The organism is Mycobacterium marinum (genome assembly GCF_003391395.1).
GTDB lineage: Bacteria > Actinomycetota > Actinomycetes > Mycobacteriales > Mycobacteriaceae > Mycobacterium > Mycobacterium marinum.
Genome location: NZ_CP024190.1, coordinates 5,197,011 through 5,221,355, shown reverse-complemented (window position 1 = coordinate 5,221,355; position 24,345 = coordinate 5,197,011). Strand labels below are relative to the sequence as shown.

General features: G+C 66.5%; 23 protein-coding genes. 15 read left to right on the top strand and 8 right to left on the bottom strand.

What is annotated here, in order from left to right; translation table 11 throughout:
* Positions 1-5: 5 nt before the first annotated feature.
* A complete protein-coding gene (locus CCUG20998_RS21855) occupies positions 6-779 on the bottom strand; it encodes an enoyl-CoA hydratase (RefSeq protein ID WP_020729787.1) in 774 nt (257 codons plus the stop codon).
* 11 nt (positions 780-790) lie between these two features.
* Positions 791-1,828, bottom strand: a complete 1,038-nt coding sequence (locus tag CCUG20998_RS21850) for an enoyl-CoA hydratase/isomerase family protein (protein WP_036456477.1) — start codon at positions 1,826-1,828, stop codon at positions 791-793.
* Positions 1,829-2,075: 247 nt separating this feature from the next.
* Between CCUG20998_RS21850 and CCUG20998_RS21845 the strand changes: the two genes are divergently transcribed.
* The gene (locus tag CCUG20998_RS21845) at positions 2,076-2,918 is read left to right on the top strand and encodes a Bax inhibitor-1/YccA family protein (protein WP_020729789.1); all 843 of its coding nucleotides are present in this window, start codon (positions 2,076-2,078) and stop codon (positions 2,916-2,918) included.
* Positions 2,919-3,098: 180 nt separating this feature from the next.
* Here CCUG20998_RS21845 and CCUG20998_RS21840 read toward each other — a convergent pair whose 3' ends face one another.
* Together CCUG20998_RS21840 and CCUG20998_RS21835 are read right to left on the bottom strand one after the other, a co-directional pair.
* Positions 3,099-4,316 carry an acetyl-CoA C-acetyltransferase gene (locus CCUG20998_RS21840; protein ID WP_015356919.1) on the bottom strand — a complete coding sequence of 406 codons (1,218 nt, stop codon included), beginning with the start codon at positions 4,314-4,316 and terminating at the stop codon, positions 3,099-3,101.
* 92 nt (positions 4,317-4,408) lie between these two features.
* Positions 4,409-5,368, bottom strand: coding sequence for an SGNH/GDSL hydrolase family protein (locus tag CCUG20998_RS21835; protein ID WP_020729790.1), 960 nt, complete (start codon positions 5,366-5,368; stop codon positions 4,409-4,411).
* Positions 5,369-5,613: 245 nt separating this feature from the next.
* Between CCUG20998_RS21835 and CCUG20998_RS21830 the strand changes: the two genes are divergently transcribed.
* The 4 genes from CCUG20998_RS21830 (at position 5,614) to CCUG20998_RS21815 (ending at position 10,396) form a co-directional block, all read left to right on the top strand.
* Positions 5,614-6,681: an alpha/beta hydrolase gene (locus tag CCUG20998_RS21830; protein WP_036450461.1), complete on the top strand. Its 1,068-nt coding sequence runs from the start codon at positions 5,614-5,616 to the stop codon at positions 6,679-6,681.
* Positions 6,682-6,739: 58 nt separating this feature from the next.
* Positions 6,740-8,134 carry a cystathionine beta-synthase gene (locus CCUG20998_RS21825; protein WP_020729792.1) on the top strand — a complete coding sequence of 465 codons (1,395 nt, stop codon included), beginning with the start codon at positions 6,740-6,742 and terminating at the stop codon, positions 8,132-8,134.
* Positions 8,135-8,329: 195 nt separating this feature from the next.
* Positions 8,330-9,130: an RDD family protein gene (locus CCUG20998_RS21820; protein ID WP_116269142.1), complete on the top strand. Its 801-nt coding sequence runs from the start codon at positions 8,330-8,332 to the stop codon at positions 9,128-9,130.
* Positions 9,131-9,229: 99 nt separating this feature from the next.
* The gene (locus CCUG20998_RS21815) at positions 9,230-10,396 is read left to right on the top strand and encodes a cystathionine gamma-synthase (RefSeq protein ID WP_012395946.1); all 1,167 of its coding nucleotides are present in this window, start codon (positions 9,230-9,232) and stop codon (positions 10,394-10,396) included.
* A gap of 82 nt (positions 10,397-10,478) precedes the next feature.
* Here CCUG20998_RS21815 and greA read toward each other — a convergent pair whose 3' ends face one another.
* Together greA and CCUG20998_RS21805 are read right to left on the bottom strand one after the other, a co-directional pair.
* Complete coding sequence (greA, locus tag CCUG20998_RS21810) at positions 10,479-10,973, bottom strand: transcription elongation factor GreA (protein WP_011738576.1); 495 nt, start codon at positions 10,971-10,973, stop codon at positions 10,479-10,481.
* Positions 10,974-11,204: 231 nt separating this feature from the next.
* Positions 11,205-11,639, bottom strand: coding sequence for a DUF4307 domain-containing protein (locus CCUG20998_RS21805; RefSeq protein WP_036456124.1), 435 nt, complete (start codon positions 11,637-11,639; stop codon positions 11,205-11,207).
* Between the two features lie 141 nt (positions 11,640-11,780).
* Between CCUG20998_RS21805 and mca the strand changes: the two genes are divergently transcribed.
* Genes mca through CCUG20998_RS21785 form a run of 4 tightly spaced genes read left to right on the top strand, consistent with a single transcriptional unit; the run spans position 11,781 to position 15,357 of the window.
* Positions 11,781-12,653 (top strand): mycothiol conjugate amidase Mca, encoded by an 873-nt coding sequence (mca, locus tag CCUG20998_RS21800; RefSeq protein WP_012395944.1) that lies wholly within the window; start codon positions 11,781-11,783, stop codon positions 12,651-12,653.
* Positions 12,650-12,949: a hypothetical protein gene (locus tag CCUG20998_RS21795; protein WP_011738573.1), complete on the top strand. Its 300-nt coding sequence runs from the start codon at positions 12,650-12,652 to the stop codon at positions 12,947-12,949. Before mca ends, CCUG20998_RS21795 begins: the two co-directional genes overlap by 4 nt.
* Complete coding sequence (locus CCUG20998_RS21790; RefSeq protein ID WP_036456126.1) at positions 12,936-14,960, top strand: thioredoxin domain-containing protein; 2,025 nt, start codon at positions 12,936-12,938, stop codon at positions 14,958-14,960. The genes CCUG20998_RS21795 and CCUG20998_RS21790 overlap by 14 nt, the downstream gene beginning before the upstream one ends.
* A 13-nt stretch (positions 14,961-14,973) precedes the next feature.
* Positions 14,974-15,357 (top strand): nuclear transport factor 2 family protein, encoded by a 384-nt coding sequence (locus CCUG20998_RS21785; protein ID WP_036456128.1) that lies wholly within the window; start codon positions 14,974-14,976, stop codon positions 15,355-15,357.
* A gap of 24 nt (positions 15,358-15,381) precedes the next feature.
* Here the strand turns inward: CCUG20998_RS21785 and trhA are convergent, their stop codons facing one another.
* Positions 15,382-16,122: a PAQR family membrane homeostasis protein TrhA gene (gene trhA / locus CCUG20998_RS21780; RefSeq protein ID WP_036456480.1), complete on the bottom strand. Its 741-nt coding sequence runs from the start codon at positions 16,120-16,122 to the stop codon at positions 15,382-15,384.
* 146 nt (positions 16,123-16,268) lie between these two features.
* On the opposite strand from trhA, the gene CCUG20998_RS21775 reads away from it, so the two are divergent.
* The 4 genes from CCUG20998_RS21775 (at position 16,269) to CCUG20998_RS21760 (ending at position 20,987) form a co-directional block, all read left to right on the top strand.
* Entirely contained in the window at positions 16,269-17,057 is a 789-nt protein-coding gene (locus CCUG20998_RS21775) for a (2Z,6E)-farnesyl diphosphate synthase (RefSeq protein ID WP_020729799.1), read from the top strand.
* Positions 17,058-17,286: 229 nt separating this feature from the next.
* Entirely contained in the window at positions 17,287-18,657 is a 1,371-nt protein-coding gene (locus tag CCUG20998_RS21770; protein ID WP_020729801.1) for a hypothetical protein, read from the top strand.
* Between the two features lie 189 nt (positions 18,658-18,846).
* The gene (locus CCUG20998_RS21765) at positions 18,847-19,260 is read left to right on the top strand and encodes a hypothetical protein (protein ID WP_020729802.1); all 414 of its coding nucleotides are present in this window, start codon (positions 18,847-18,849) and stop codon (positions 19,258-19,260) included.
* 197 nt (positions 19,261-19,457) lie between these two features.
* The gene (locus tag CCUG20998_RS21760) at positions 19,458-20,987 is read left to right on the top strand and encodes a PE family protein (protein ID WP_116269141.1); all 1,530 of its coding nucleotides are present in this window, start codon (positions 19,458-19,460) and stop codon (positions 20,985-20,987) included.
* A 49-nt stretch (positions 20,988-21,036) separates the two neighbouring features.
* Here CCUG20998_RS21760 and coaA read toward each other — a convergent pair whose 3' ends face one another.
* Positions 21,037-21,975: a type I pantothenate kinase gene (coaA, locus tag CCUG20998_RS21755; protein ID WP_011738565.1), complete on the bottom strand. Its 939-nt coding sequence runs from the start codon at positions 21,973-21,975 to the stop codon at positions 21,037-21,039.
* A 161-nt stretch (positions 21,976-22,136) separates the two neighbouring features.
* On the opposite strand from coaA, the gene glyA reads away from it, so the two are divergent.
* Positions 22,137-23,417, top strand: coding sequence for a serine hydroxymethyltransferase (gene glyA, locus CCUG20998_RS21750; protein WP_012395937.1), 1,281 nt, complete (start codon positions 22,137-22,139; stop codon positions 23,415-23,417).
* Positions 23,418-23,473: 56 nt separating this feature from the next.
* Entirely contained in the window at positions 23,474-24,301 is an 828-nt protein-coding gene (locus CCUG20998_RS21745; RefSeq protein WP_011738563.1) for an acyl-ACP desaturase, read from the top strand.
* Positions 24,302-24,345 lie beyond the last annotated feature (44 nt).

Below are 24,345 nucleotides of genomic sequence, written 5' to 3'. Positions count from 1 at the left end.
GTCACCTATCGGTGGGTGAAATTGGGCGGGCGCTTCTCGATGAATGCCGCCATCCCTTCGGATTGATCGGCTGTCGCGAAGGCGGAGTGGATGAGGCGACGTTCGTAGAGAAGTCCTTCGGCCAGGGTTACTTCGAAAGCGCGGTTCACGGCTTCCTTGGCCATCCGGGCCGCTGACCGCGACATCTGCGAAATGGTGGTGGCCACCGCCTTTGCCTCGGTGAGCAGGTCGTCGGCCGGCACCACCCGTGAAACCAGACCACTGCGCTCCGCTTCGGCGGCGTCGATGGTGCGTCCGGTCAGGATCAGGTCCATGGCCTTGGCCTTGCCGATCGCCCGGGTCAACCGCTGTGAGCCGCCCATCCCCGGCAGGACACCGAGTTTGATCTCGGGTTGGCCGAACTTCGCGGTGTCGGCGGCGATGATCAAGTCGCACATCATGGCTACCTCGCAACCGCCACCGAGCGCGTACCCGGCCACCGCGGCGATGGTCGGGGTGCGTACGGCGGCCAGTTTGCCCCAGGCGGCGAAGAAGTCGGCGTCGAACGCTTCGGAAAACGTCAGGTCCGCCATTTCCTTGATGTCGGCTCCGGCGGCAAATGCCTTGGCTGAGCCGGTGATGATGATCGCCCCGACGCCGGGATCGTTGTCCAGCTCGGCTGCAGCGCTGGTGACTTCGTTCATCACCTGGCTGTTGAGCGCGTTGAGGGCCTGTGGCCGGTTCAGGGTGATGATGCCGACTCGCTGGTCGCGCTCGACCAGGATGGTTTCGTAGCTCATGACCTGCCTTTCTAGAAACTCAAGTCGTCGTCGACCGGCGCGAAATACGCTGCGACGTCAGACTCGGTGATCTCGGCGAACGTCGCCGGCGACCATTTCGGATTGCGGTCTTTGTCGATCAACTGTGCGCGGATGCCCTCCACCAGGTCGTGCGAGCGCAACGACGCCGAGGACACCCGATAATCCTGGATCAAGACGTCTTCGAGCGTTTCCAGCTTGGCCGCGCGACGCACCGCCTCCAACGTCACCGACAGTGCGATGGGGGAGCGGCTGGCAATCACATTGGCGGCGTCGTTGGCTGGGCCGGCATCGTGGCCGCGCAGCGCGGCGATGATGTCGGCGACCGTGTCACCCGCGTAGCACTCGTCGATCCAGCCGCGTTGGGCGGCGAGGCCGCTGGGCGGAGGTTCGACGGCGTGGTGGGCCAGTGCGCTCTCGATTCCGTCGGAGGCGATGGCCGCGCTGAAGGCGTCGAGTTCGGCGTGCGGCACGAAGTGGTCGGCGAACCCCAGTGCGATGGCGTCGGCACCGGAGAAGGGTGCTCCGGTGAGTGCCGCGTGCAACCCCAGGGCGCCGGGGGCCCGCGAGAGCAGGTACGCCCCGCCGACGTCGGGAATGAACCCGATACCGACCTCGGGCATCGCGACCTTGGAGGTATCGGTCACCACCCGGATGTCGCCGTGGGCGCTCACGCCCACGCCGCCGCCCATCACGATGCCGTCCATCAAGGCCACGTATGGCTTGCTGAACCGGCCGATCTGGCCGTTCATCAGATACTCGTCGCGCCAGAACCGCCGCGCTTCGGCCCCGTCCTGGCGGGCGCTGTGATAGACGGCCACCACATCACCGCCGGCACACAATCCGCGTTCGCCGGCTCCGGAGACCACCACCGCGCGTACTTCGCCATCGCGCTCCCAGCGGGTAAGCACCGTGCTCAGCAGGTCCACCATTGTCTGGTTCAGCGAGTTGATCGCTTTGGGGCGGTTGAGGGTAATAAAGCCGACACCGCCGTCGACGCGGGTCAGAACTTCGTCGGACTCGCCGGTCACGGCTTCGGTCACGCTAGATCTCCCCTCCAGGGAATCGTCCAAGAGTTTGACCAGCAATCTAGATCGTGACTCGCTCCTGGGTGGCCCCGGGGCTAAGGTTTATCGTTAGCCGGACGACATCGGCGCGGTTGGGCACGAGTCCGGAAAACAGAAAACCGGCAGGTGCGTTGGGAACCCGCGCGGGCCACTGATCGTTGAGCAGTTGTTCGCACAGCTCGAACCCATAGCCATAAGAGAGGATCCGACGGTGCGGGAAACAAGTAACCCGGTATTCCGCTCGCTGCCGAAGCAGCGGGGCGGATACGCGCAATTCGGTACGGGAGCAGGGGCGGGATATGCCGCCGACCCCTACATGACTCCCTACCAGGAGACTCGTGACGCTGGGACGGCCCGGCCACTGACCATCGACGACGTCGTGACCAAGACTGGCCTGACGCTGGCCATGCTGTCCGCAACGGCCGTCGTTTCCTACTTCCTGGTTGCCCAGAACATCGCTCTGGCGATGCCGCTGACCTTGGTCGGCGCGCTCGGCGGGCTGGCGCTGGTGCTGGTCGCGACCTTCGGCCGCAAACAAGACAACCCGGCGATCGTGCTCAGCTACGCCGCGCTGGAGGGTCTGTTCCTTGGCGCCGTTTCGTTCGTTTTGGCCGCCTACACGGTGGGGTCCGCCAACGCGGGAGTGCTCATCGGGGAGGCGGTCCTGGGCACGCTCGGCGTGTTCTTCGGGATGTTGGTCGTCTACAAAACCGGGGCTATCCGAGTCACGCCTCGGTTCACTCGCATGATCGTGGCCGCCATGTTCGGCGCGCTGGCCCTCATGCTCGGCAACTTCCTGCTGGGGATGTTCGGAGTCGGCGGCGGCGAGGGCTTGGGCCTGCGCAGCGGTGGACCGCTGGCGATCCTGTTCTCACTGGTGGTCATCGGTATCGCGGCGTTCAGCTTCCTGATCGACTTTGACGCCGCTGACCAGATGATCCGCGCCGGAGCGCCGGAGAAGGCGGCGTGGGGTATCGCGCTGGGCCTGACCGTGACGCTGGTCTGGCTCTACATCGAGATCCTGCGTCTGCTGAGTTATCTGCAGAACGACTAGTCTCGGCTCGACGCGAAAAGCCGGCACATATGTGCCGGCTTTTTCGTGTGTCCGCTTGGTGTCTCTTGGGTGTGCGGTGGTGGCCCCGAGTGTGTGCTGGTGGCGGGCTGACCCGAGTTTCACAGCCCAGGGCGCACACTCACCGCCCTGGGCGCACGCTCGACGTCGGTGCCTGAGGCGCTAGCTCAGCCGCTCGATCACCATGGCCATGCCCTGGCCGCCACCGACGCACATGGTCTCCAGGCCGAACGTCTTGTCGTGGGTCTGCAGATTGTTGAGCAAGGTGGTGGTGATACGGGCGCCGGTCATGCCGAACGGGTGTCCCAGGGCGATCGCTCCGCCAGAGACGTTCAGCTTGTCCTCGTCGATGCCCAACTCCCGGGCCGAACCCAGCACCTGCACCGCGAACGCTTCATTGATCTCGACCAAGTCGATGTCGCTGATGGACATACCCGCCCGCTGCAGCGCCTTCTTGCAGGCCTCGATGGGGCCAAGGCCCATGATCTCCGGGGACAGACCGCTCACGCCGGTGGACACGATGCGCGCCAACGGCGTCAGGCCCAGCTCCTTGGCCTTGGTGTCGCTGGTGATCACCACTGCCGCGGCGCCGTCGTTGAGTGGACAGGCGTTGCCGGCGGTCACCGTGCCGTTGGGCCGAAACACCGGCTTGAGCTGGCTGACCTTTTCGTAGGTGGTACCCGCGCGCGGGCCATCATCGGTGCTGACTGTGGTGCCGTCGGGAAGCGTCACCGGGGAGATCTCCCGTTCGAAAAAGCCGCTCTTGATCGCCTCTTCGGCACGGTTTTGGCTGCGCACACCCCAGTGGTCTTGGTCTTCGCGGCTGATGCCCGAAATGATCGCGACGTTTTCAGCGGTCTGACCCATGGCGATATAGACGTCAGGCAGATTTCCGTCAGCGCGCGGGTCATGCCACTCCTCGGCACCCGCGGCCGCGGCGGCGGTGCGTTCCTGGGCCTCATCGAAGAGGGGGTTCTTGGTGTCGGGCAGCGAGTCGGAGTTGCCCTTGCCGAACCGGGACACGGTCTCTACGCCCGCGGAGATGAACGCGTCGCCCTCGCCGGCCTTGATCGCATGAAACGCCATCCGGGTGGTCTGCAGCGAAGACGAGCAGTACCGGTTGACCGTGGTCCCCGGCAGGAAGTCGTAGCCCAGCGCCACGGCGACGACGCGCCCGATGTTGAAGCCGGACTCACCTCCCGGGAGGCCGCAGCCCATGATCAGATCGTCGATCTGGTGCGGGTTCAGCGCGGGCACTTTGTCCAACGCGGCGCGCACCATCTGCACGGCCAAGTCGTCGGGGCGCATGCTGACCAGCGACCCTTTCATGGCGCGGCCGATCGGCGAGCGGGCTGTTGAGACGATGACGGCTTCTGGCATAACAGCTCCCTCCATTGGGGTGTGGCGAAGCCGAATCTAGCCTGACGACGAGCCTGGTGACGATTCGGGTCGTGCAGCGGCCCGTTGCCCGACTAGCCGCTAGCCGGGATCGGGACGGGTCCACCAACCACCGGGACCGGCCGCCGCCACAGCCGGGTGACGATGGCGCCCCGGGAACGCTCCTGGCTGCTGGTGCGGAAGCTAGGCCGCGACGGCACGGGAAGCATTGCGCTCCCGATCTTTTCGCGTAACGCATCGCGCAGACTGAGGAGCAGCTGATCGGCCGCCAGGGCGTACGCCGTTGCGGATGGGTGATATCGGTCGGCGGAGAACATCCGTTCGGGTTCGGCCCGGAATTGGCGTGCCAGCAGATTGGCGAGCGGAACCGGGACCCCGCCGGCCGCCTTGACGGCGGCGGTCTGAGCGCGGGCGAGCTGGCTTCCTCGCGTGTGAGCCAGGGACCGCAACGGTTGCGGTATTGCGGTGATGACACTGAAGTCCGGGCACGTGCCGACCACCACGATTGCGCCGCGGGCGCGCAGCTTGCGTACCACCGAGCCAAGCCGTTCCGCGGAGGGGCCGATCCCGTTGAGTGCTGTTATGTCGTTGGCGCCGATGATGATGACCGCGGCGTCCGGTGGCGGTCCGGCCACAAACATCGCGTCGACCTGACCGCACACGCCTTTTGAGGTGGCGCCGACCAGGGCTTTGGTGCTCAACCGCACCCGCTTGCCGGTCTGCTCGGCGAGCTTGCGTGCCATCACCACGCCCGGCACTTCCTCGGGGCTGCCACAGCCGTATCCGCACGCCGTGGAGTCGCCGAACATCATCAGGTGTAGGTCAAAGGGGGTTCCGCGGCGCCAGCGCTGCACCGGCCCACCGCCGCGGGAGTAGACCCCATCGGCACGGGGAGGTACGTCCCAGGCTTTGGGGATGATGGTGCGCGCGTGCGTAGCCTGGCCGACCAGCAAGTTGCGTGCGCCCAGATAGGCCGTACCTGTCGAGGCGAGTGCACCCGCTGTGGCCAGAGCGATCGTCGAACGCCGCGGCACGCGTATGCCCACGCGATCAGTTTAGATCGGCTTCTCTGTTTGCGGGTCTACCTGACAAAACAGGTGAATTACGTTGTGGATCAATTGTGGTATCGAATCAGACTCATTAAGCGTTGTTTAAGAAGTAAGCTGTCAAGCTAAGTCGGAGGAGTTGGCAAATCGCTCGGGGGAGCAGGTTCAATCCGAACGCTTGGCCGCTCCATCACATGCCTTATCGGACTACAACGACGTAGGAAGTGTTGCGCATGACCGCACCTAGCAGGGTCCCCAGTAACCCTATCCATGCCATTCGCCCACGAGACGTACTCAAGACACGTAGACTCGAGGCACGCAGATTCGCCATCAGTGATGGCGCTCCGGTCGAGGTTGTCGAGTCGGGCCCGAGCGTTGCTGCGCGGGTCGCGACGCTTGCCTCGCGGCTGACCATTCGGCCGGTGCTGGCGGTCGGTAGCCACGTGCCGCATCTACCTTGGCCATGGGGCCTCATCGATCACGCCGCGAAGGCTTTGGTCCCGGCGTCTGCCACCGTGAGGGCCGCGGTGAGCTTGCCAAATGCGGCAGCGCAACTGGTTCGGGCGCCGGGCGTGCTGCCCGCCGACGGGACCCGGCGCGTGGTCCTCTATCTCCACGGCGGCGCCTTCCTGACCTGTGGAGCAAACTCGCACGGCCGGTTGGTCGAGCTGCTCTCAAAGTTTGCTGACGCGCCCGTTCTGATCGTCAACTATCGGCTGATGCCCAAACACTCGATCGGTATGGCGCTCGATGACTGCCACGACGGCTACCGCTGGCTGAGGTTGTTGGGGTACGACCCGGAACAGATCGTGTTGGCCGGAGACTCCGCCGGCGGCTATCTCGCGCTGACTCTCGCGCAGCGGCTGCAGGACGAAGGCGAGGAGCCGGCCGCCCTTGTCGCGATCTCGCCACTGCTGCAGCTAGCAAAGGAGCAGAAAAAGGCTCATCCCAACATTAAGCGGGATGCGATGTTCCCGCCGAAGGCTTTCGACGCGCTTGGTGAATTGGTTGCTAGCGCGGCCGCTAAAAACAAAGTCGACGGCAAACCCGAGGAACTCTACGAGCCGCTCGAGCACATCCGGCCGGGGCTGCCGCGGACCCTGATTCACGTGTCGGGATCCGAGGTGCTGTTGCACGACGCCCAGCTGGCGGCGCGCAAGTTGGCGGCGGTCGGGGTGCCCGCCGAGGTGCGTGTCTGGCCGGGACAGGTGCACGACTTTCAGGTCGCCGGGCCGTTGTTGCCCGAGGCGACCCGCTCCCTGCGTCAGATCGGCGACTACATCCGCGAGGCAACCGGCTAGGGGGTTGCGCCGTACCCGGAGTGTGGTTCGCCGGGACCGGCCTGACACGATGAAGCCCATGCGGATCGCCCAGCACATCAGTGATCTCATCGGCGGCACACCACTGGTTCGCCTGAACGCGGTCGTTCCGGCCGGGATCGGCACGGTGGCGGCGAAGGTCGAATATCTCAACCCTGGCGGCAGCTCCAAGGACCGGATCGCGATCAAGATGATCGACGCGGCCGAGGCCAGCGGCGCGCTGCGCCCCGGCGGCACCATCGTCGAGCCGACGTCGGGCAATACCGGGGTGGGTCTGGCCCTGGTCGCCCAGCACCGTGGCTACAAGTGCGTATTCGTCTGCCCCGACAAGGTCAGCGAGGACAAACGAAACGTCTTGCGGGCCTACGGCGCTGAGGTCGTGGTGTGCCCGACGGCGGTGCCGCCGGAGGATCCGGACAGCTACTACAGCGTCTCTGACCGGCTGGTCAGAGAAATCGACGGTGCGTGGAAGCCCGACCAGTACGCCAACCCCGAAGGCCCGGCCAGCCACTACGCGACCACCGGCCCGGAGATCTGGGCCGATACCGACGGCAAGATCACACATTTCGTTGCCGGCATCGGCACCGGTGGAACGATCAGCGGCGCGGGGCGCTACCTCAAGGAGGTGTCGGGCGGCAAGGTCCGCGTCATCGGCGCCGACCCGGAGGGGTCGGTGTATTCCGGCGGGACCGGGCGGCCCTACCTGGTCGAGGGGGTGGGCGAGGACTTCTGGCCGGCGGCCTACGACGCCACGGTGCCCGACGAGATCATCGCGGTGTCGGACTCCGACTCCTTTGACATGACCCGGCGGCTGGCCCGAGAAGAGGCGATGCTGGTGGGCGGATCCTGCGGGATGGCGGTGGTGGCCGCCCTGCGGGTCGCCGAACAAGCAGGGCCCGACGCGCTGGTTGTCGTGCTGCTGCCCGACGGCGGGCGCGGTTACATGTCGAAGATCTTCAACGACGCGTGGATGTCGTCATACGGTTTCTTGCGCAGCCGCCTCGACGGCAGGACCGATGCGTCCACGGTCGGTGATGTGTTGCGGCGCAAGTCCGGTGCATTGCCAGCTCTGGTCCACACCCACCCCTCCGAGACGGTGCGCGATGCCATCGGAATCCTGCGGGAATATGGGGTGTCGCAGATGCCGGTGGTCGGCGCCGAGCCGCCGGTGATGGCCGGTGAAGTTGCCGGCAGCGTGTCCGAACGCGAACTGCTCTCGGCCGTATTCTCGGGCAAGGCCAAGCTGGCCGACGCCGTCTCCCAGCACATGAGCCCGCCGCTGAAGTTGATCGGCGCCGGTGAATTGGTCGGTGCGGCAGGCAAGGCATTGCGGGACTGGGATGCCTTGATGGTCGTCGAGGAGGGCAAGCCGGTCGGGGTCATCACCCGGTATGACTTGTTGGGATTCCTTTCCGAAGGGGCGTTGCGGCGCTAGTCCGCCGCGGCGCCACAACTTAGCCCGGCTAGGAACAAACTCGGCTGGTAGCTACCTCCCCGACGGTGCCCAACCATGCTGGTAATGGCGCGAATCGCGGCTCGGGCGCAGCTCTAGCCTGATCTCTACGCAGACCGCCAACCTCAGGTACTGTAAGGCCGCCTACTTCAGCTAATTCCGAGTGGAAGGTTGCCCATGACCGATCAGCCGCCTCCCGGCGGGTCTTACCCCCCACCGCCTCCGCCTCCCGGATCCTCCGGTGGGTCGGAGCCGCCCGCTGGTGGGTACCAAGCACCACCGCCTCCCTCGGCGCCCAGTGGGGGCGGCTACCCGCCGCCGCCACCGCCCCCGTCGCCCAGCACCAGCGGCTATCCGCCGCCACCGCCGCCGCCGTCGGCGCCCGGCGGCAGCGCTTATCCGCCGCCTCCGCCACCACCACCGCTGGAAGGTGGCTACCCGCCGCCACCACCGTCGGCGGGTGGATACGCACCGCCCCCACCTGGGCCGGCGATTCGTGCACTGCCGGCGGAGTCCTACACGCCGTGGATCACTCGCGTGCTGGCCGCGCTCATCGACTTCGCGCCCTACGTTGTGGTTTCCGGCATTGGCTGGCTGATCATGATGGTGACCACGACCTCGTCGTGCGTGACCGACATCAGTCAGTACGACATCGGCCAGTACTGCGTATCCCAGCCGTCGATGATCGGTCAGCTGGCGCAATGGTTGTTGTCCCTGGTGGGGTTGGCCTACCTGGTGTGGGACTACGGCTACCGCCAAGGCACCACCGGTTCGAGCATCGGCAAGTCGATCATGAAGTTCAAGGTGGTCAGCGAAACCACGGGGGAGCCGTTGGGCTTCGGAATGTCGGTGGTGCGCCAGCTCGCGCACATCGTCGACGCGATCATCTGCTACATCGGGTTCCTGTTCCCGCTGTGGGACGCCAAGCGGCAGACGCTTGCCGACAAGATCATGACGACGGTTTGCCTACCGCTCTGAGTGCAACGCAACTCACTTGTGTCAGTGAGTGATTAGCAAAGCGCCACCTCGGCCGTGCGATTACGGCCGGGGTGGCGTTCGCTATTAGGCTGGTCACCGATGAAGGACGATCACAAGGCGCAGCACCGGTTCGCCGGACTCGCAACACGAGCCATTCATTCCGGCTATCGCCCGGACCCGGCGACCGGAGCCGTCAACGCTCCGATCTATGCCAGCAGCACCTTCGCCCAGGACGGTGTCGGCGGTCTGCGGGGCGGCTATGAGTATGCGCGAACCGGCAATCCGACTCGCACCGCCTTGGAAGCCGCGCTTGCCGCGGTTGAAGACGCGGCGTTCGGGCGTGCGTTCAGTTCCGGCATGGCCGCCGCCGACTGCGCGCTGCGGGCAATGCTGCGACCGGGTGACCATGTCGTCATCCCCGACGACGCCTACGGCGGCACCTTCCGGTTGATTGACAAGGTCTTCACCGGGTGGAACGTCGAGTACACGCCGGTAGCCCTGGCGGATCTGGATGCGGTGCGTGCGGCGATAAGACCAACCACCCGACTGATTTGGGTGGAAACACCGACCAATCCGCTGCTGTCGATCGCCGACATCGCCGGCATCGCCCAGCTGGGTGCGGACAGCTCGGCGAAAGTTCTGGTGGACAACACCTTCGCATCTCCGGCGCTGCAGCAGCCGCTATCACTGGGCGCCGACGTGGTGCTGCACTCCACCACCAAGTACATCGGTGGTCACTCCGATGTGGTGGGTGGCGCACTGGTGACCAATGACGAAGAGCTGGACCAGTCTTTTGCCTTCTTGCAGAACGGGGCGGGCGCGGTGCCGGGCCCGTTCGACGCGTACCTGACCATGCGCGGCCTGAAAACCCTGGTCCTGCGCATGCAGCGGCACAGTGAAAATGCCGCTGCCGTGGCGGAATTCCTCGCCGAACATCCCGCGATCAGCACCGTGTTGTACCCCGGGTTGCCCAGTCACCCCGGCCATGCCGTGGCGGCGCGGCAGATGCGCGGGTTTGGCGGCATGGTTTCGGTGCGGATGCGAGCCGGCCGCACCGCCGCCGAACAGCTGTGTGCCAAGACGAACATCTTCATCCTGGCCGAATCGCTAGGCGGTGTGGAGTCGCTGATCGAGCATCCCAGCGCGATGACTCACGCATCGACCGCGGGTTCGCAGCTAGAAGTGCCCGATGACCTGGTGCGGCTGTCGGTCGGTATCGAAGACGTTGCCGATCTCCTCGACGACCTCAAACAGGCGCTGGGCTAACCCCGGCGCGAGCAGCCCGCGAGCAGACACAGAATCGCACGCGCAGCGCGCGCTGGGTGCGATTCTGTGTCTGCTCGTCAGGTCAGGAGTGGTAGGGCTCGGCGCTGATCAGCGTGACCTCGATGACGCTGCCGTTGGGCACCGTGTAGCTACGGGTCTCGCCGACCTTGGCGTCGATCAGGGCGCCACCGAGCGGGGAATTCGGCGAGTACACCTCGAGCTTGCCGTCGTTGACGCCTTCTTGGCGGGTGGCGATGAGGAATGTCTCGCTATCGGACTGGTCGCCGTTGTAGTAGACCTTCACCACGGAACCGGGCAGGGCGATACCGGACTGCTTGGGCGCTTCGCCGACCTTGGCGTTGTTGAGCAGGTCCTGCAGCTGGCGGATGCGGGCCTCTTGCTGGCCCTGCTCTTCGCGGGCGGCGTGGTAGCCGCCGTTCTCGCGCAGGTCGCCCTCTTCGCGGCGGTCATTGATTTCGGCGGCGATGATCGGACGATTGGCGATCAAGTGATCGAGCTCGGCCTTGAGTCGGTCATGTGACTCCTGGGTTAACCAGGTCACCTGAGTATCCGTCATCTCGTGGCGCTCCTTGTGTTGTCTTTTGGCGCATGCGCGCAAGTTGCTGATCCCGCATCAACCCGGTATCGGGCGTACGCGGGCCCCCACCCCGGTCGCTGCCACTCCGCTTCTGCTCACGGCCATTAATGCAGCAATACACGGTCCCGGTCAGGACCGTGTATCTAGCCATGTTACCACCGCGCTAACAGTTGGTGACTGCATATGCGCAGTTCGGGGTTTGTTGCGCGGTCAAGGTGAGCGCAAGTAAGCGGGCACATCTGTGCCGCAACCGTATACGTCCGCCATCAACGGCGGCTTGCTCGATTTCAGGGTCGTCGTCACCTGCACGGTGGTTTGGTCCGAGGGCGGCACCAGCACCTCTCGCCGGCCGGTCTCGCTACCGTCCTTGGCCCGGACGCGCACGATGCAATCGACCGGCCGTGACGGGTCTGACCGCGTCACGCTGATCGTCACCGATGCCGTCTGCTCATCGATCACGCGGTAGCCGGCCAATTTGCCGGTAACGGCGTTGGTGACGATCCGCTGGTAGCCGATCACGGCAAGCGCGGTCCCGGCCACCACCACCAACACCGCCAGAGCGATGAGGATGTAGCGCCGCGACCTACCGGAGAGTCGAGACCGCCCATAGCGGGCTTCGGGACGGGATATGGGTGCTGGATTCATGCCTGGCTTGGCGGATCGGGGAAGGGCTGTGGGCGGGCGTCAGGCGCCGGACGACAAGATGGAACGATTGAGAACTGAAATTATAGTGGCGCAATCGGCCGGCGAGCAGACGGCCCGACCAGCAGACGGACAAGGGAGCACGTGAGCAAACTGCGGTTGATGGCGGTGCATGCCCACCCCGACGACGAGTCCAGTAAGGGCGCCGCCACTCTTGCCCGGTACGCGGATGAGGGTCATCGCGTGCTGGTGGTGACGTTGACCGGGGGCGAGCGTGGCGAGATTCTCAACCCGGCGATGGATCTGCCCGACGTGCACGGGCACATCTCCGAAATTCGCCGCGACGAGATGGCGAAGGCGGCCGAGATTCTCGGTGTGGAGCACACCTGGCTGGGGTTCGTCGACTCCGGACTGCCGAAGGGGGATCCGCCGCCCCCGCTGCCCGAGGGATGTTTCGCCCTGGTGCCCTTGGAAGATTCCATCGAAGCGCTGGTACGTGTGGTGCGGGAATTCCGGCCCCACGTGATGACGACCTACGACGAGAACGGCGGCTACCCGCACCCCGACCACATCCGCTGCCACCAGGTCTCCATCGGCGCCTACGAGGCCGCTGCCGACTATCTGCGGTTCCCGGATGCCGGTGAGCCCTGGACGGTGTCCAAGCTCTACTACATCCACGGCTTCCTGCGTGAGCGCATGCGGATTCTGCAAGACGAGTTCATCAAGCGCGGCCAGGAAGGTCCGTTCGGCAAGTGGCTCGAGCACTGGCATCCCGACCACGATCCGTTTGCCAACCGAGTCACCACCCGCGTTGAGTGCTCGGGCTATTTCGCCCAACGCGACGACGCCTTGCGGGCGCATGCGACCCAGATCGACCCCAACGCCGAATTCTTCGCGGCGCCGCTGTCGTGGCAGCGCGAACTCTGGCCGACCGAGGAATTCGAGTTGGCCCGCTCGCGCATCCCCATCGGTCTGCCTGAGACCGAGTTGTTCGCCGGAATCGAGTCGAGCCAATGAACCAGTTTCTGCTCACTGTGATTGCAGACGATGCACCGCGCAATACCGGACCCGATTTCGGCAAGGCCAGTCCGTTGGGGCTGCTCGTCGTCGTGGTCTTGGTCATCGCCACGTTGTTTCTGCTGCGATCGATGAACCGGCAACTCAGGAAGGTCCCGGAATCCTTCGATCGTGCGCACCCCGAGCCGGATCAGGCGGCCGACGAGGGCACGGATGTGGTGGACGTCGAGGAACCGCCCGCCGCGGACGGTGGCGCCACCACGCGATCGCCGGGGCCGGCCGATGACCCCGGCTGATTCATCGGCCGGTTTCTCCGGAACCAATACCCTCGCGCAGGCCACCAGTCCGTACCTGCGCCAGCACGCCGACAACCCCGTGCATTGGCAGCAATGGACACCGCAGGCGCTGGCTGACGCCGCCGCGCGCGACGTGCCGATTCTGTTGTCGATCGGATACGCCGCATGTCACTGGTGTCACGTCATGGCCCATGAATCGTTCGAGGACGCCGAAGTGGCGGCGGTGATGAACGCGGGCTTCGTCAACATCAAGGTGGATCGCGAGGAACGGCCCGATATCGACGCGGTCTACATGAACGCCACTGTTGCCCTCACCGGGCAGGGCGGCTGGCCGATGACGTGCTTCCTGACCCCTGATGGGCGGCCCTTCTACTGCGGCACCTACTACCCGAAAGCCGGTTTTCTGCAGCTGCTTTCGGCCGTATCGGAGACCTGGCGGGAACGTCGCGGCGAGGTGGAGGAGGCCTCCGACCACATTGCCGGTGAGTTGCGTTCGATGGCGTCCGGACCGCCCGGCGGCGGTCCCGACGTGGCGCCGGAGCTGTGTGACCATGCCGTCGCGGTCGTCTTGGGTGAGCAGGACACGGTTCATGGTGGCTGGGGCACCGCGCCCAAGTTCCCGCCGTCGGGGCTGCTGGAAGCGTTGCTGCGGCACTACGAGCGCACCGGCTCCCCGGCCGCACTGGCTGCGGTGTCGCGCACCGGCGCCGCGATGGCCCGCGGCGGCATCTATGACCAACTTGCCGGCGGCTTCGCCCGATACAGCGTCGACAAGGCCTGGGTGGTACCGCATTTCGAGAAGATGTTGTACGACAACGCGCTGCTGTTGCGGGCTTATGCGCACTGGGCCCGGCGGACCGGTGATGAGTTGGCGCGCCGCGTCGCGGCCCAGACCGCGGGGTTTCTGCTCGACGGGCTGGCCGCTGGCGGCATGTTCACCTCCTCGCTGGATGCCGACACCGACGGCCGCGAGGGTTCGACCTATGTCTGGACTCCCGAACAGCTGATCGAGCTCCTAGGTGAGGATGACGGCCGTTGGGCCGCAGAGGTTTACGCGGTGACCGCGGCCGGCACCTTCGAACACGGCGCGTCGGTGTTGCAGCTGCCCTCGGATCCGCACGACGGCGAGCGGCTGCAGCGGGTCAGCAGCGCACTGTCGGCGGCCCGGCGCGGGCGCGCGCAACCCGGTCGCGATGACAAGGTCGTCACCTCCTGGAACGGGTTGGCGATCACGGCGCTGGTCGAGGCCAGCATTGCCCTGCAGCAGCCCGAATTGGCGCAAGCCGCGCGGCGATGCGCACGCGTGTTGCTGGACTTGCACGTGGTCGACGGCCGGTTGCGCCGCGCCAGCCTGGGCGGTGTGGTCGGCGACAGCGCGGCCATCCTCGAGGACCATGCCATGCTGGCCACCGGCCTGTTGGCGCTCTATCAGTTGACTTCCGAACCGGGTTGGCTGACCTCGGCCTGCGATTTGCTGGATACCGCATTGGCGCACTTCGGCGATCCGCAGCGGCCCGGTCGCTGGTTCGACAACGCCGACGACGCCGAGCGGCTGATGCTGCGCCCGGGCGACCCGCTCGACGGGGCCACGCCTTCGGGCGCGTCTTCGATCGCCGAAGCCCTGCTGACCGCCGCACACCTGGTCGCCGACGACCGCGCCCCGCGCTACCTGCAAGCCGCCACGGAAACGTTGCGCCAACATTCGGTCTTGCTGGCACGCGCCCCGAGGTCGGCCGGGCACTGGCTGTCCGTCGCGGAGGCGGCGGTGCGGGGACCGCTGCAGATCGCGGTTGCCTGCGACGATCCACAATCAGAGCTACTGGCCGCCGCCCGCCGGCTGGCGCCGGGCGGAGCCATCGTCGTCGGCGGTCGGCTGGACTCGGCACCGTTGCTGATCGGACGGGATCGGGTGGCGGGCGCGGACGCCGCCTATGTCTGCCGGGGACGGGTCTGCGACCTGCCGGTGACCGGTACCGACGAACTGGCCGCAGCTCTGCCAGTGCCCGGGTAGTAGCGTGCGTCACATGCCGAATTCCGCTGAGAGGTCCCAAGCGATTACCGAAACGGTCAACCGATACATGTCGGTGCTGGCCGACGGCGGCGCCGACGATCTGGTCGGCTTCTACGCCGACGACGCGACCCTCGAGGATCCGGTCGGGGGAGAGGTGCACATCGGTACGCGAGCCATCCACGGCTTCTATTCGGCGATCGCGGGCCTGACGCGCGAGTGTGAGTTGGTGTCGCTGCGGGTGTGCGGCAACGAGGCGGCTTTTCAGTTCCGGCTGACCGTGACCAGCGGCGACAGCAAGATGCGGGTGGAGCCCATCGAGGTCATGGTGTTCGATCGCTCCGGCAAAGTGGCCGCGATGAAGGCGTATTGGTCAGCGGCCGACGTGACCCATCTGTAGCGACGTGAGGCGCTGCTGCAGCGCTCAGAACACCACGAACCACATCGCGATGTAGTGGCAGATCGCCGCGACCGCGGTGCAGGCGTGGAAGAACTCGTGGTAGCCGAACGTCGAAGGCCACGGATCCGGCCAGCGCACGGCGTAGAGAATGCCGCCGATGCTGTACAGGGCGCCGCCGACAAACAGCAGCACCAGCGCCGTCACCCCGGCGTTGTGCAGAATCGTGGCGGTGTACCAGACCGCGACCCAACCCAGCAGCAGGTAGAGCGGGACACCGACCCAGCGCGGCGCGGTCGGCCAGCACATCTTGAGCAGAATCCCGGCGATCGCACCGCCCCACACGATCGATAACACCACTCGCCCGTCATGGCCCGGCAATGCCAGCAGGGCGAACGGGGTGTAGCTGCCGGCGATGAACACGAAGATCATCGAGTGATCGGCCCGCTTCATCCACTTGTGCGTGGTCGCGGACGTCCAGTTGACTCGGTGATAGGTGGCGCTGACGGTGAACATCACCACGGTGGCCGCAATGTAGGCCAGCGTGGCCAGGCCGGCTTCGGTGGAGCCCACCGCCCAGGAGACCGCAACCAGCGATGCGCCCGCCAAAACAGCGGTGCCGGCCGAATAGACGTGGATCCAGCCGCGGAACCGCGGCTTGGTGAGCGCCCGTGCGACCCCCTCGACGAGGTGATGCGCAGCGTTGGGAACGGCTAGACCCTGTGGTTCGGGTTCTGCGGTGCTGGCCATGCTGGCCTGGCTGCTCATTTCGCCCATTGCCCCGTCTGGTGATTGCCGGATATTGGTCACCGATCACAGTAGTCGCCCCGAGCGTGAGCGGGCTTGCGACTTGGCGTGATCTTGCGGCGAATCAAGGCCGGAATTTGGTGCGCGTCACAGTAGTCTGGATCCTCGTGGAGATCATCCCGCCGCGGCTCAAGGAGCCGTTGTATCGGCTGTATGAGCTGCGGCTGCGGCAAGGCCTGGCAGCCACGAGCTCCGAGTTGCCGCGGCACATCGCGGTGCTGTGCGACGGCAATCGCCGTTGGGCCCGCGATGCGGGTTACGACGACGTCAGCTACGGCTACCGGATGGGTGCCGCCAAGATCGCCGAGATGTTGCGGTGGTGCCAGGAAGCCGGCATCGAGATGACCACCGTCTACCTGCTGTCCACTGAAAACCTGCAGCGCGACCCCGACGAGCTGGCGGCGCTGATCGAGATCATCACCGACGTCGTCGAAGAGATCTGTGCCCCGGCCAACCGCTGGAGTGTGCGTACCGTCGGCGACTTGGAGCTGCTCGGCGATGAACCGGCGCGCCGGCTGCGCGAGGCCGTGGAATCCACGCCGGCCACCGCCCAGTTCCATGTGAACGTGGCAGTCGGCTACGGCGGGCGTCGCGAGATCGTCGACGCGGTGCGGGCGCTGCTGAGCAAGGAACTCGCCAACGGTGCGACCGCCGAGGAGCTTATCGACGCGGTGAGCGTTGAGGGCATTTCGGAGAACCTCTACACCTCGGGGCAACCCGACCCTGATCTGGTCATCCGCACGTCCGGCGAGCAGCGGCTGTCCGGGTTTCTGTTATGGCAGAGCGCCTACTCGGAGATGTGGTTCACCGAGGCGCACTGGCCAGCGTTTCGGCGGGTCGATTTTCTGCGTGCATTGCGCGACTACAGCATGCGCCATCGCCGGTACGGCAAGTAATCGCGTGCGGTGCTGAGCCCACCGCTGGGATACCCCTCGATCTAGGAGGGCTGGCGCTGCGGCACCGGCTCGGTGGGCGCCAACCTCCGACTGCAATTGGGGCAGAACCGGGGGACAACCAGCAGGAGCTCATGATCTGGTTCAACCATCGCTTCCTTCTCCGCCGGCGTGGCCACCGGCGAGGCCGCATCGGCGGTACGGCGAGGCCGTGGCGTGGAACACTGGGCGCATGGCTGCGCTGTCGGCGGTGGTGTTCACGCTCAGCGGTTGGCTGGGGCTCTACCTGCTGGCCCGCGACCCGCGCAAGCCGGTGCTGGTATTGGCCGCCATTGGGCTATGCGGGTTTGCCCTTGTCTTGGCGTTGGATGCGGTACGCAACACCAGCATGGCCCACGCCCAGTTGCTCGGTCAGCTGGAGATCTACCTGGTCGCCGTGCCGGGCGTGGCATGGTTCGGCGTTCTGCTCGAGTTGTCGGTGGCGCCCGAGCGCCCTTGGGCACGCAAGGCCGAGTTGCTGCTGATCGCGGCCGTCGGCGCGCTGGCCCTGCTGGGTGCGGCCATCGCGGGCAGCGTGGCAGGGCCGCTGCGGCCCGGTCACTGGCTGATGTTTGCGGTGATCTCGGCGGCAACGCTGGGCGCCATGGTGGCCGTGTTGGTGCGGCCGGCGCAGCCGATGCCGGTGGTCGGCGTGGTCATCGTCGCGACGCTGTTCTTCGCGCTGGGCAATGCCATCCTGGTGATTCCGCTGGGGCTGGTGCCCAGCTGGCTGGCCCTGGCCTCAACGGGATTCGACGTGTTGTTGCTCGGTGTGGCCGTGGCGGTATGGGACGCCTTCGACGAAGGCCAGGCATTGCGCGCGGACATGCTGCGCTCGTTTGCGGGTGCGATGGCGGTCGCGGGTGTGTTGGGCGGTCAGGCGCTGATCGGGTTGGCCTTGATCCGCGATGAGCCCACCGCTTCGACCGTGCTGACGGTGCTGCTGTTCACCAGCCTGTCGATCGCCATCGCCGTGCAGGTGTTGGCCGACCCAATGGCCGGGGTACTGGACCGGCTGGCGTTTTCGAAATCGCCGGCACTACGCGCCGACCGCGCGGCACTGCGCCACACCGGTGCGGCGCTACCGCTGCGGTCGGCGGATCCGCTTGCCGGCATCGATGACGAGACCTTTGTCAGGCTGACCCGCAGAGCGCTGGGGCACTACGGTGACCTGGCCAAGCTCGTCGCCAGCCCGTTGACCGCGTTGCCCGTGATTGATCGGCGGCTGGCCACCCGTGGGGTTCCCGACCAGCCGCTGGAACGGGCCAACGAACTCAAGGCCGTCCTGGCCGACGGCATCAAGCGACTCAAGCCGCGTGAGGATGGTGATTTCGGAACCACCGAACAGTGGCGTTATTACAACTCGCTGTACTTTCCCTACGTCGTCGGTGTGCGCGCCTACGCGCAGAATGCCACCGCGGCGGGTTTGGATCCCATCGCCCGGCAGGCCTGGCAATGGCTGGTGACCGAGGTCCCGCAGCGGTCACTGCACAACTGGCAGAACGCGGCCGCTCGGCTGATCGCGGCCGATTTGCGCGGGCGCATCACGGTGGCCAGCGACTAGTCTTGCCGGCCCCCGCCCGGCGGGCGTTGACGGCACTGCCCGCAACTGCCTGACAGCGGGGAAAACGACCTGGTCACTGGGCCTATGGCAGCAGTTGGCAGTGCCATGCGTCGATCTGGCAGTGCGCAGGCGGCAGTCTCAAAACTGTTCCACCGACCGCCTTCTCGCACAGTCCCAAGGAGTAATGCAATGACCGCAATCTCGGGCCCGACAACTCGGCCCCTCTCCGATTCGACGGACGCACTGCTGCGTTTCGCGATGCGCGCGGACGCCACATTGACCGGACTCATGGGCCTGGCCCTCGCCGCGGCCGCCGACCCGATCTCGTCGCTGACCGGCCTGACATCCGCTCAGGAATACAGCATCGGTGCCTTCTTCGTGCTCTACGGCCTGTTGGTGTTCGGCCTCGCCGCGATACCCAACCTGCGTCGCGCCGGGATAGGGGTGGTCGTCGGCAACCTCGTCTACACCGTGGGCGCGATCGTCGCCGCCGAACTAGTGCCGATGACTGGCATCGGGGTGGCCGCGACACTGGCCAGCGGCGTGTTCACAGCGGCATTTGCCGGGCTGCAGTACCTGGGAGTGCGTCGTATCACGGCCTGAACTCCCCTTCCCGCTGGTGCGGGGCACCCCCGATAGCTGAGGTGGGTGCCCCGCACCAGCCATGTCGGGCGGCCGCGGCCCGGGGGGAGCCGGCGGTGACTGACGATGAGGTTGGAATGCTCAAATCGGCCCGGATCGATGGGTGATCCGAGATACGATCCGGCTGTTCGGCGGGGGTAAACCTCTAGAGGACAGTGATGTCATATTTGATAGCCGCCCCAGACCTGATGGCGCACGCCACAACGGAACTGTCGAGCATCGGTTCGGCCCTCACTGCGGCCAACGCGGCCGCCGCTGCCCCGACGATGGGGGTGCTGGCCGCCGGTGCAGACGACGTTTCGGCGGCGGTGGCCTCGCTATTTGCCGGGCACGCCCAGGCCTATCAGTCACTCGGCGGGCAGGTCGCGGCGTTTCACCAGCAGTTCCTCGAGGGGTTGCGCGGAGCCAGCGGCGCCTATGCGGCCGCCGAGGCGGCAAACGTGTCACCGCTGCAGGATCTGCTGGGGTTGATCAATGCGCCCACCCAGGCGCTGTTGGGCCGTCCGCTGATCGGCAACGGCACCAACGGCACCGCCGCCAATCCCAACGGAGGCGCGGGCGGATTGTTGATCGGCAACGGTGGCAACGGCTGGAACAGCACCACCGGTGGGGCCGCCGGCGGTAACGGCGGCGATGCGGGGCTGCTCGGCAGCGGCGGGACCGGGGGCAGCGGCGGGGCGCTGGCGCCCGGCGGCACCGGTGGTGTCGGTGGCTGGCTATATGGCAATGGCGGTGCCGGCGGCGCCGGCGGTGTCGGGGCGAATGGGGGCGGCGGGGGCAACGCCTTCTTGTTCGGTGCCGGCGGTGCGGGCGGTGTCGGTGGCACCGGCGGCGTCGGCGCGCTCGGCGGTGCCGGCGGCACCGGTGGACGCGGCGGGTGGTTGTGCGGAGACGGTGGCTCCGGCGGGAGCGGCGGGCACGGGGGTGTGGGAGCCGGCGGTGGCGAATTCCCCGACCCGGGCGGTGGTGGCGGCCGCGGCGGGAGCGGCGGTGCGGCTGGGCTGGTCGGCAATGGCGGCTCCGGCGGCAGCGGCGGGGGCGGGGGAACGGGAGGCACGGCCGACTTCCTGGGCGGCACACAGTCCACCGGCGGGGACGGGGGGGCCGGCGGTGACGCCGGGGTCGGCGGAGCCGGCGGAGCGTTGTTGGGCAACGGTGGGGCCGGCGGCGCCGGCGGCAATGGCGGGGACGGTGGCGGTTATGTCACCTCCGGCAATGCTCCCCGAGGCGGCGGCAATGGCGGCCAGGCGGGCGACGGCGGCCTGGGCGGCTCCGCCGGCATGTGGGGGGCTGGAGGGGCCGGTGGGGCTGCCGGTACCGGCGGCGCTGGCATCTCGGGATACCCGAACGGGTTCGGCGGCAGCGGGGGCACCGGCGGCAACGGCGGCAACGGCGGCGGTGGTGGCACCGGTGGCTGGTTATACGGCGACGGCGGTGCGGGCGGGTCCGGCGGTAGCGGCGGCCCAGGCGGAACGACTCACGACCAATACATCGGCGGCGATGGGGGTGACGGCGGTGATGGCGGCGCCGGCGGCGACGCCCAGCACATCGGCAATGGCGGCGCCGGCGGTGAGCGCGGCGCGGCCGGCACCGGCGGGTCCGGCTTTGCCGACGGGTCGGCGGGCAGCGGCGGTGCCGGAGGCACCGGCGGGTCACTGTGGGGTGCGGATGGGGCGAGTGGCCTTTAGTCAGGCCCCGGGCTGACTCGGCGCCGGATCAACCCACCGGCGCCGCGGCCTACAGTTTGCGTAGCCGCAGCCGCTTGATGGAATGGTCGGCATCCTTGCGCAGCACCAATGTTGCCCGCGGCCGAGTCGGCAGGATGTTTTCAACAAGGTTGGGTCGGTTGATCGTTCGCCAGATCTCGCGCGCGGCGACCACCGCTTCCGGGTCGGGCAGCGCCGAGTAGTGGTGGAAGTGTGACTCCGGGTTGGCAAACGCGGTGCTGCGCATGGCCAGGAACCGCGACACGTACCACTGCTCGATGTCTTCGATTCGGGCGTCCACATACAGCGAGAAATCGAACAGATCCGACACCATCAGCGTCGGGCCCGTCTGAAGTACGTTGAGTCCCTCCAAGATCAAGATGTCGGGATGGCGGACGACTTGTTTGGCTCCGGGGATGATGTTGTAGTGCAGGTGTGAATACACCGGTGCGCAGGCATAGTCCGACCCGGACTTCACCGACGTGACGAACCGCATCAGCGCCCTGCGGTTGTAGCTTTCTGGAAATCCCTTGCGGTGCATCAGATTTCGTCGCTCCAACTCGGCGTTGGGGTAGAGAAATCCGTCTGTGGTGACCAGGTCCACCCGGGGATGGTGATCCCAGCGCGCCAAGAGCGCCTGAAGCACGCGGGCGGTGGTCGACTTGCCGACTGCCACGCTGCCGGCCACGCCGATGATGAACGGCACCGGCCGGTCAGGGTTCTGCTGTGGCTCACCCAGGAATTCCGCGGTAGCGGCGAACAGTCGTTGACGGGCCGCGACCTGAAGATGAAGCAACCGGGCCAGGGGCAGGAAGACCTCTTCGACCTCGAGCAGGTCGATCTGTTCCCCGAGGCCGCGCAGGCCGATCAGTTCGGCTTCGGTGAGAGCCAGCGGTGTCGACATTCGCAGCGCGCGCCACTGCCTTCGGTCGAACTCCACATAGGGGCTCGGCTCGCTAAGCCGTGACATGGCATAAGTCTTACAGGGGCGAGGGCATGCTTGTCGCCTGGGGCCAGCGGTACTGGGAGATCGGGCCCGCAACGGCACCACTGGATACACTGGCGGCCGTGACTGCCGCACCTGACGCTCGCACTTCCGCCCCGAAATCCGCGCCGAGAAATGCTTCTGTGATGGAGGCTCCGCTCGCTGAGGTCGACCCCGACATCGCAGCGCTGCTGGGCAAGGAACTCGGTAGGCAGCGGGACACGCTGGAGATGATCGCCTCGGAGAACTTCGTCCCGCGAGCGGTATTGCAAGCCCAGGGCAGCGTCTTGACCAACAAGTACGCCGAGGGTCTGCCGGGCCGGCGTTACTACGGCGGTTGCGAGCACGTCGATGTGGTGGAAAACATTGCCCGCGACCGGGCTAAGGCGCTGTTCGGCGCCGATTTCGCCAACGTGCAGCCGCATTCGGGCGCCCAGGCCAACGCCGCGGTGTTGCATGCGCTCATGTCGCCGGGGGAGCGGCTGCTGGGGCTGGATCTGGCCAACGGGGGCCACCTGACCCACGGCATGCGGCTGAACTTCTCCGGCAAGTTGTACGAGAACGGCTTCTACGGCGTCGACCCGACGACGCATCTGATCGACATGGACGCGGTGCGGGCCAAGGCGCTCGAGTTCCGTCCGAAGGTGATCATCGCCGGCTGGTCGGCCTACCCGCGGGTGCTCGACTTCGCGGCCTTCCGCTCCATCGCCGATGAGGTTGGCGCCCAGTTGTTTGTCGACATGGCCCACTTCGCCGGGTTGGTGGCTGCCGGACTGCATCCGTCCCCGGTGCCGCATGCGGATGTGGTTTCCACCACAATCCACAAGACGCTCGGTGGCGGCCGGTCGGGCATGATCCTGGGCAAGCAGGAGTTCGCCAAGGCCATCAATTCGGCGGTTTTCCCTGGCCAGCAGGGCGGTCCGCTCATGCATGTCATCGCGGGCAAGGCGGTGGCACTCAAGATCGCCGGTACGCCCGAATTCGCCGATCGGCAGCGGCGCACGCTGGCGGGTGCCCGGATCGTCGCCGATCGGTTGATGGCTTCCGACGTCGCCAAGGCGGGGGTCTCGGTGGTCAGCGGCGGCACCGACGTTCACCTGGTACTGGTCGATTTGCGTGATTCCCCGCTCGATGGCCAGGCGGCCGAAGACCTGCTGCACGAGGCGGGAATCACGGTCAACCGCAACGCTGTCCCCAACGATCCGCGGCCACCGATGGTGACCTCGGGCTTGCGGATCGGGACTCCCGCATTGGCCACCCGCGGGTTCGGCGACGCCGAATTCAGTGAGGTCGCCGACGTGATCGCGGGCGTCCTCGCGGCGGGACGCTCGGCCGATGTGGCCGCGCTGCGGGCCAGGGTAACCCGTCTGGCCAGGGACTTTCCCCTCTACGAGGGGCTCGAGGAGTGGAATCTCGTAGATCGCTGACGGCGACACGGTGGGTCGATTTTAATTATCCTGTGTATGAGGGTTACAGTTACCGCATGGCACAGAAACCTGTCGCTAATGCGCTGACCCTCGAACTTGAGCCCGTGGTCGAACAGAACATGGCTCGCCACCTCGACACCGAGGACATTTGGTTCGCCCACGACTTCGTACCCTTCGACCAGGGCGAGAACTTCGCCTTCCTCGGTGGACGTGACTGGGATCCCTCCCAGACGACGCTGCCCAGGCTGATCACCGATGCCTGCGAGATCCTGTTGATCCTCAAGGACAACCTGGCCGGCCGTCACCGCGAACTCGTCGAGCACTTCATTCTCGAGGACTGGTGGGGCCGTTGGCTGGGCAGATGGACAGCTGAGGAGCACCTGCACGCCATCGCTCTGCGCGAATACCTGGTGGTGACTCGCGAGGTCGACCCGGTCCTCAACGAAGATGTCCGCGTCCAGTACGTGATGAAGGGGTACCGGGCCGAGAAGTACACGCAGGTCGAAACTCTCGTGTACATGGCCTTCTACGAGCGCTCCCTGGTCGCCTTCTGCCGCAACCTCGCTGCCCAGATCGAGGAACCCGTCCTGGCCGGCATGATCGACCGGATCGGCCGTGACGAAGCGCGTCACGAGTTGTTCTTTGCCAATCTTGTGGACCACTGCCTGGCCACCCGCCGCGACGAGACGATCGCCGCGATTGCCGCCCGGGCCGGCGATCTGCAGGCCCCCGGTGCCGACATCGACGCCTACCAGGACAAACTGCGCGACGTTGCCGAGGCCGGAATCTTTGGCGCGGACCAGCTCAAGCAGGTTGTTTCGGGCCGCATCACCGAATGGGGATTGGCTGAGGAGCCTGCGCTCAAGCAGTTCGTGACGGGCTAGATCGACTTCGACAAAACGATGCACTGCGCCTGGCGCAGTGCATC

What these genes read in the sequence shown, in the direction of transcription:
- CCUG20998_RS21770 (WP_020729801.1), top strand. Translation starts at nt 17,287, where the DNA reads ATGGCTGCGCTGTCGGCGGTGGTGTTCACGCTCAGCGGTTGGCTGGGG.
- CCUG20998_RS21790 (WP_036456126.1), top strand. Translation starts at nt 12,936, where the DNA reads ATGACCCCGGCTGATTCATCGGCCGGTTTCTCCGGAACCAATACCCTC.
- glyA (WP_012395937.1), top strand. Translation starts at nt 22,137, where the DNA reads ATGGAGGCTCCGCTCGCTGAGGTCGACCCCGACATCGCAGCGCTGCTG.
- CCUG20998_RS21840 (WP_015356919.1), bottom strand. Translation starts at nt 4,316, where the DNA reads ATGCCAGAAGCCGTCATCGTCTCAACAGCCCGCTCGCCGATCGGCCGC.
- trhA (WP_036456480.1), bottom strand. Translation starts at nt 16,122, where the DNA reads ATGAGCAGCCAGGCCAGCATGGCCAGCACCGCAGAACCCGAACCACAG.
- coaA (WP_011738565.1), bottom strand. Translation starts at nt 21,975, where the DNA reads ATGTCACGGCTTAGCGAGCCGAGCCCCTATGTGGAGTTCGACCGAAGG.
- CCUG20998_RS21825 (WP_020729792.1), top strand. Translation starts at nt 6,740, where the DNA reads ATGCGGATCGCCCAGCACATCAGTGATCTCATCGGCGGCACACCACTG.
- CCUG20998_RS21785 (WP_036456128.1), top strand. Translation starts at nt 14,974, where the DNA reads ATGCCGAATTCCGCTGAGAGGTCCCAAGCGATTACCGAAACGGTCAAC.
- greA (WP_011738576.1), bottom strand. Translation starts at nt 10,973, where the DNA reads ATGACGGATACTCAGGTGACCTGGTTAACCCAGGAGTCACATGACCGA.
- CCUG20998_RS21760 (WP_116269141.1), top strand. Translation starts at nt 19,458, where the DNA reads ATGTCATATTTGATAGCCGCCCCAGACCTGATGGCGCACGCCACAACG.
- CCUG20998_RS21795 (WP_011738573.1), top strand. Translation starts at nt 12,650, where the DNA reads ATGAACCAGTTTCTGCTCACTGTGATTGCAGACGATGCACCGCGCAAT.
- CCUG20998_RS21745 (WP_011738563.1), top strand. Translation starts at nt 23,474, where the DNA reads ATGGCACAGAAACCTGTCGCTAATGCGCTGACCCTCGAACTTGAGCCC.
- CCUG20998_RS21830 (WP_036450461.1), top strand. Translation starts at nt 5,614, where the DNA reads ATGACCGCACCTAGCAGGGTCCCCAGTAACCCTATCCATGCCATTCGC.
- CCUG20998_RS21815 (WP_012395946.1), top strand. Translation starts at nt 9,230, where the DNA reads ATGAAGGACGATCACAAGGCGCAGCACCGGTTCGCCGGACTCGCAACA.
- CCUG20998_RS21805 (WP_036456124.1), bottom strand. Translation starts at nt 11,639, where the DNA reads ATGAATCCAGCACCCATATCCCGTCCCGAAGCCCGCTATGGGCGGTCT.
- CCUG20998_RS21855 (WP_020729787.1), bottom strand. Translation starts at nt 779, where the DNA reads ATGAGCTACGAAACCATCCTGGTCGAGCGCGACCAGCGAGTCGGCATC.
- CCUG20998_RS21820 (WP_116269142.1), top strand. Translation starts at nt 8,330, where the DNA reads ATGACCGATCAGCCGCCTCCCGGCGGGTCTTACCCCCCACCGCCTCCG.
- CCUG20998_RS21765 (WP_020729802.1), top strand. Translation starts at nt 18,847, where the DNA reads ATGACCGCAATCTCGGGCCCGACAACTCGGCCCCTCTCCGATTCGACG.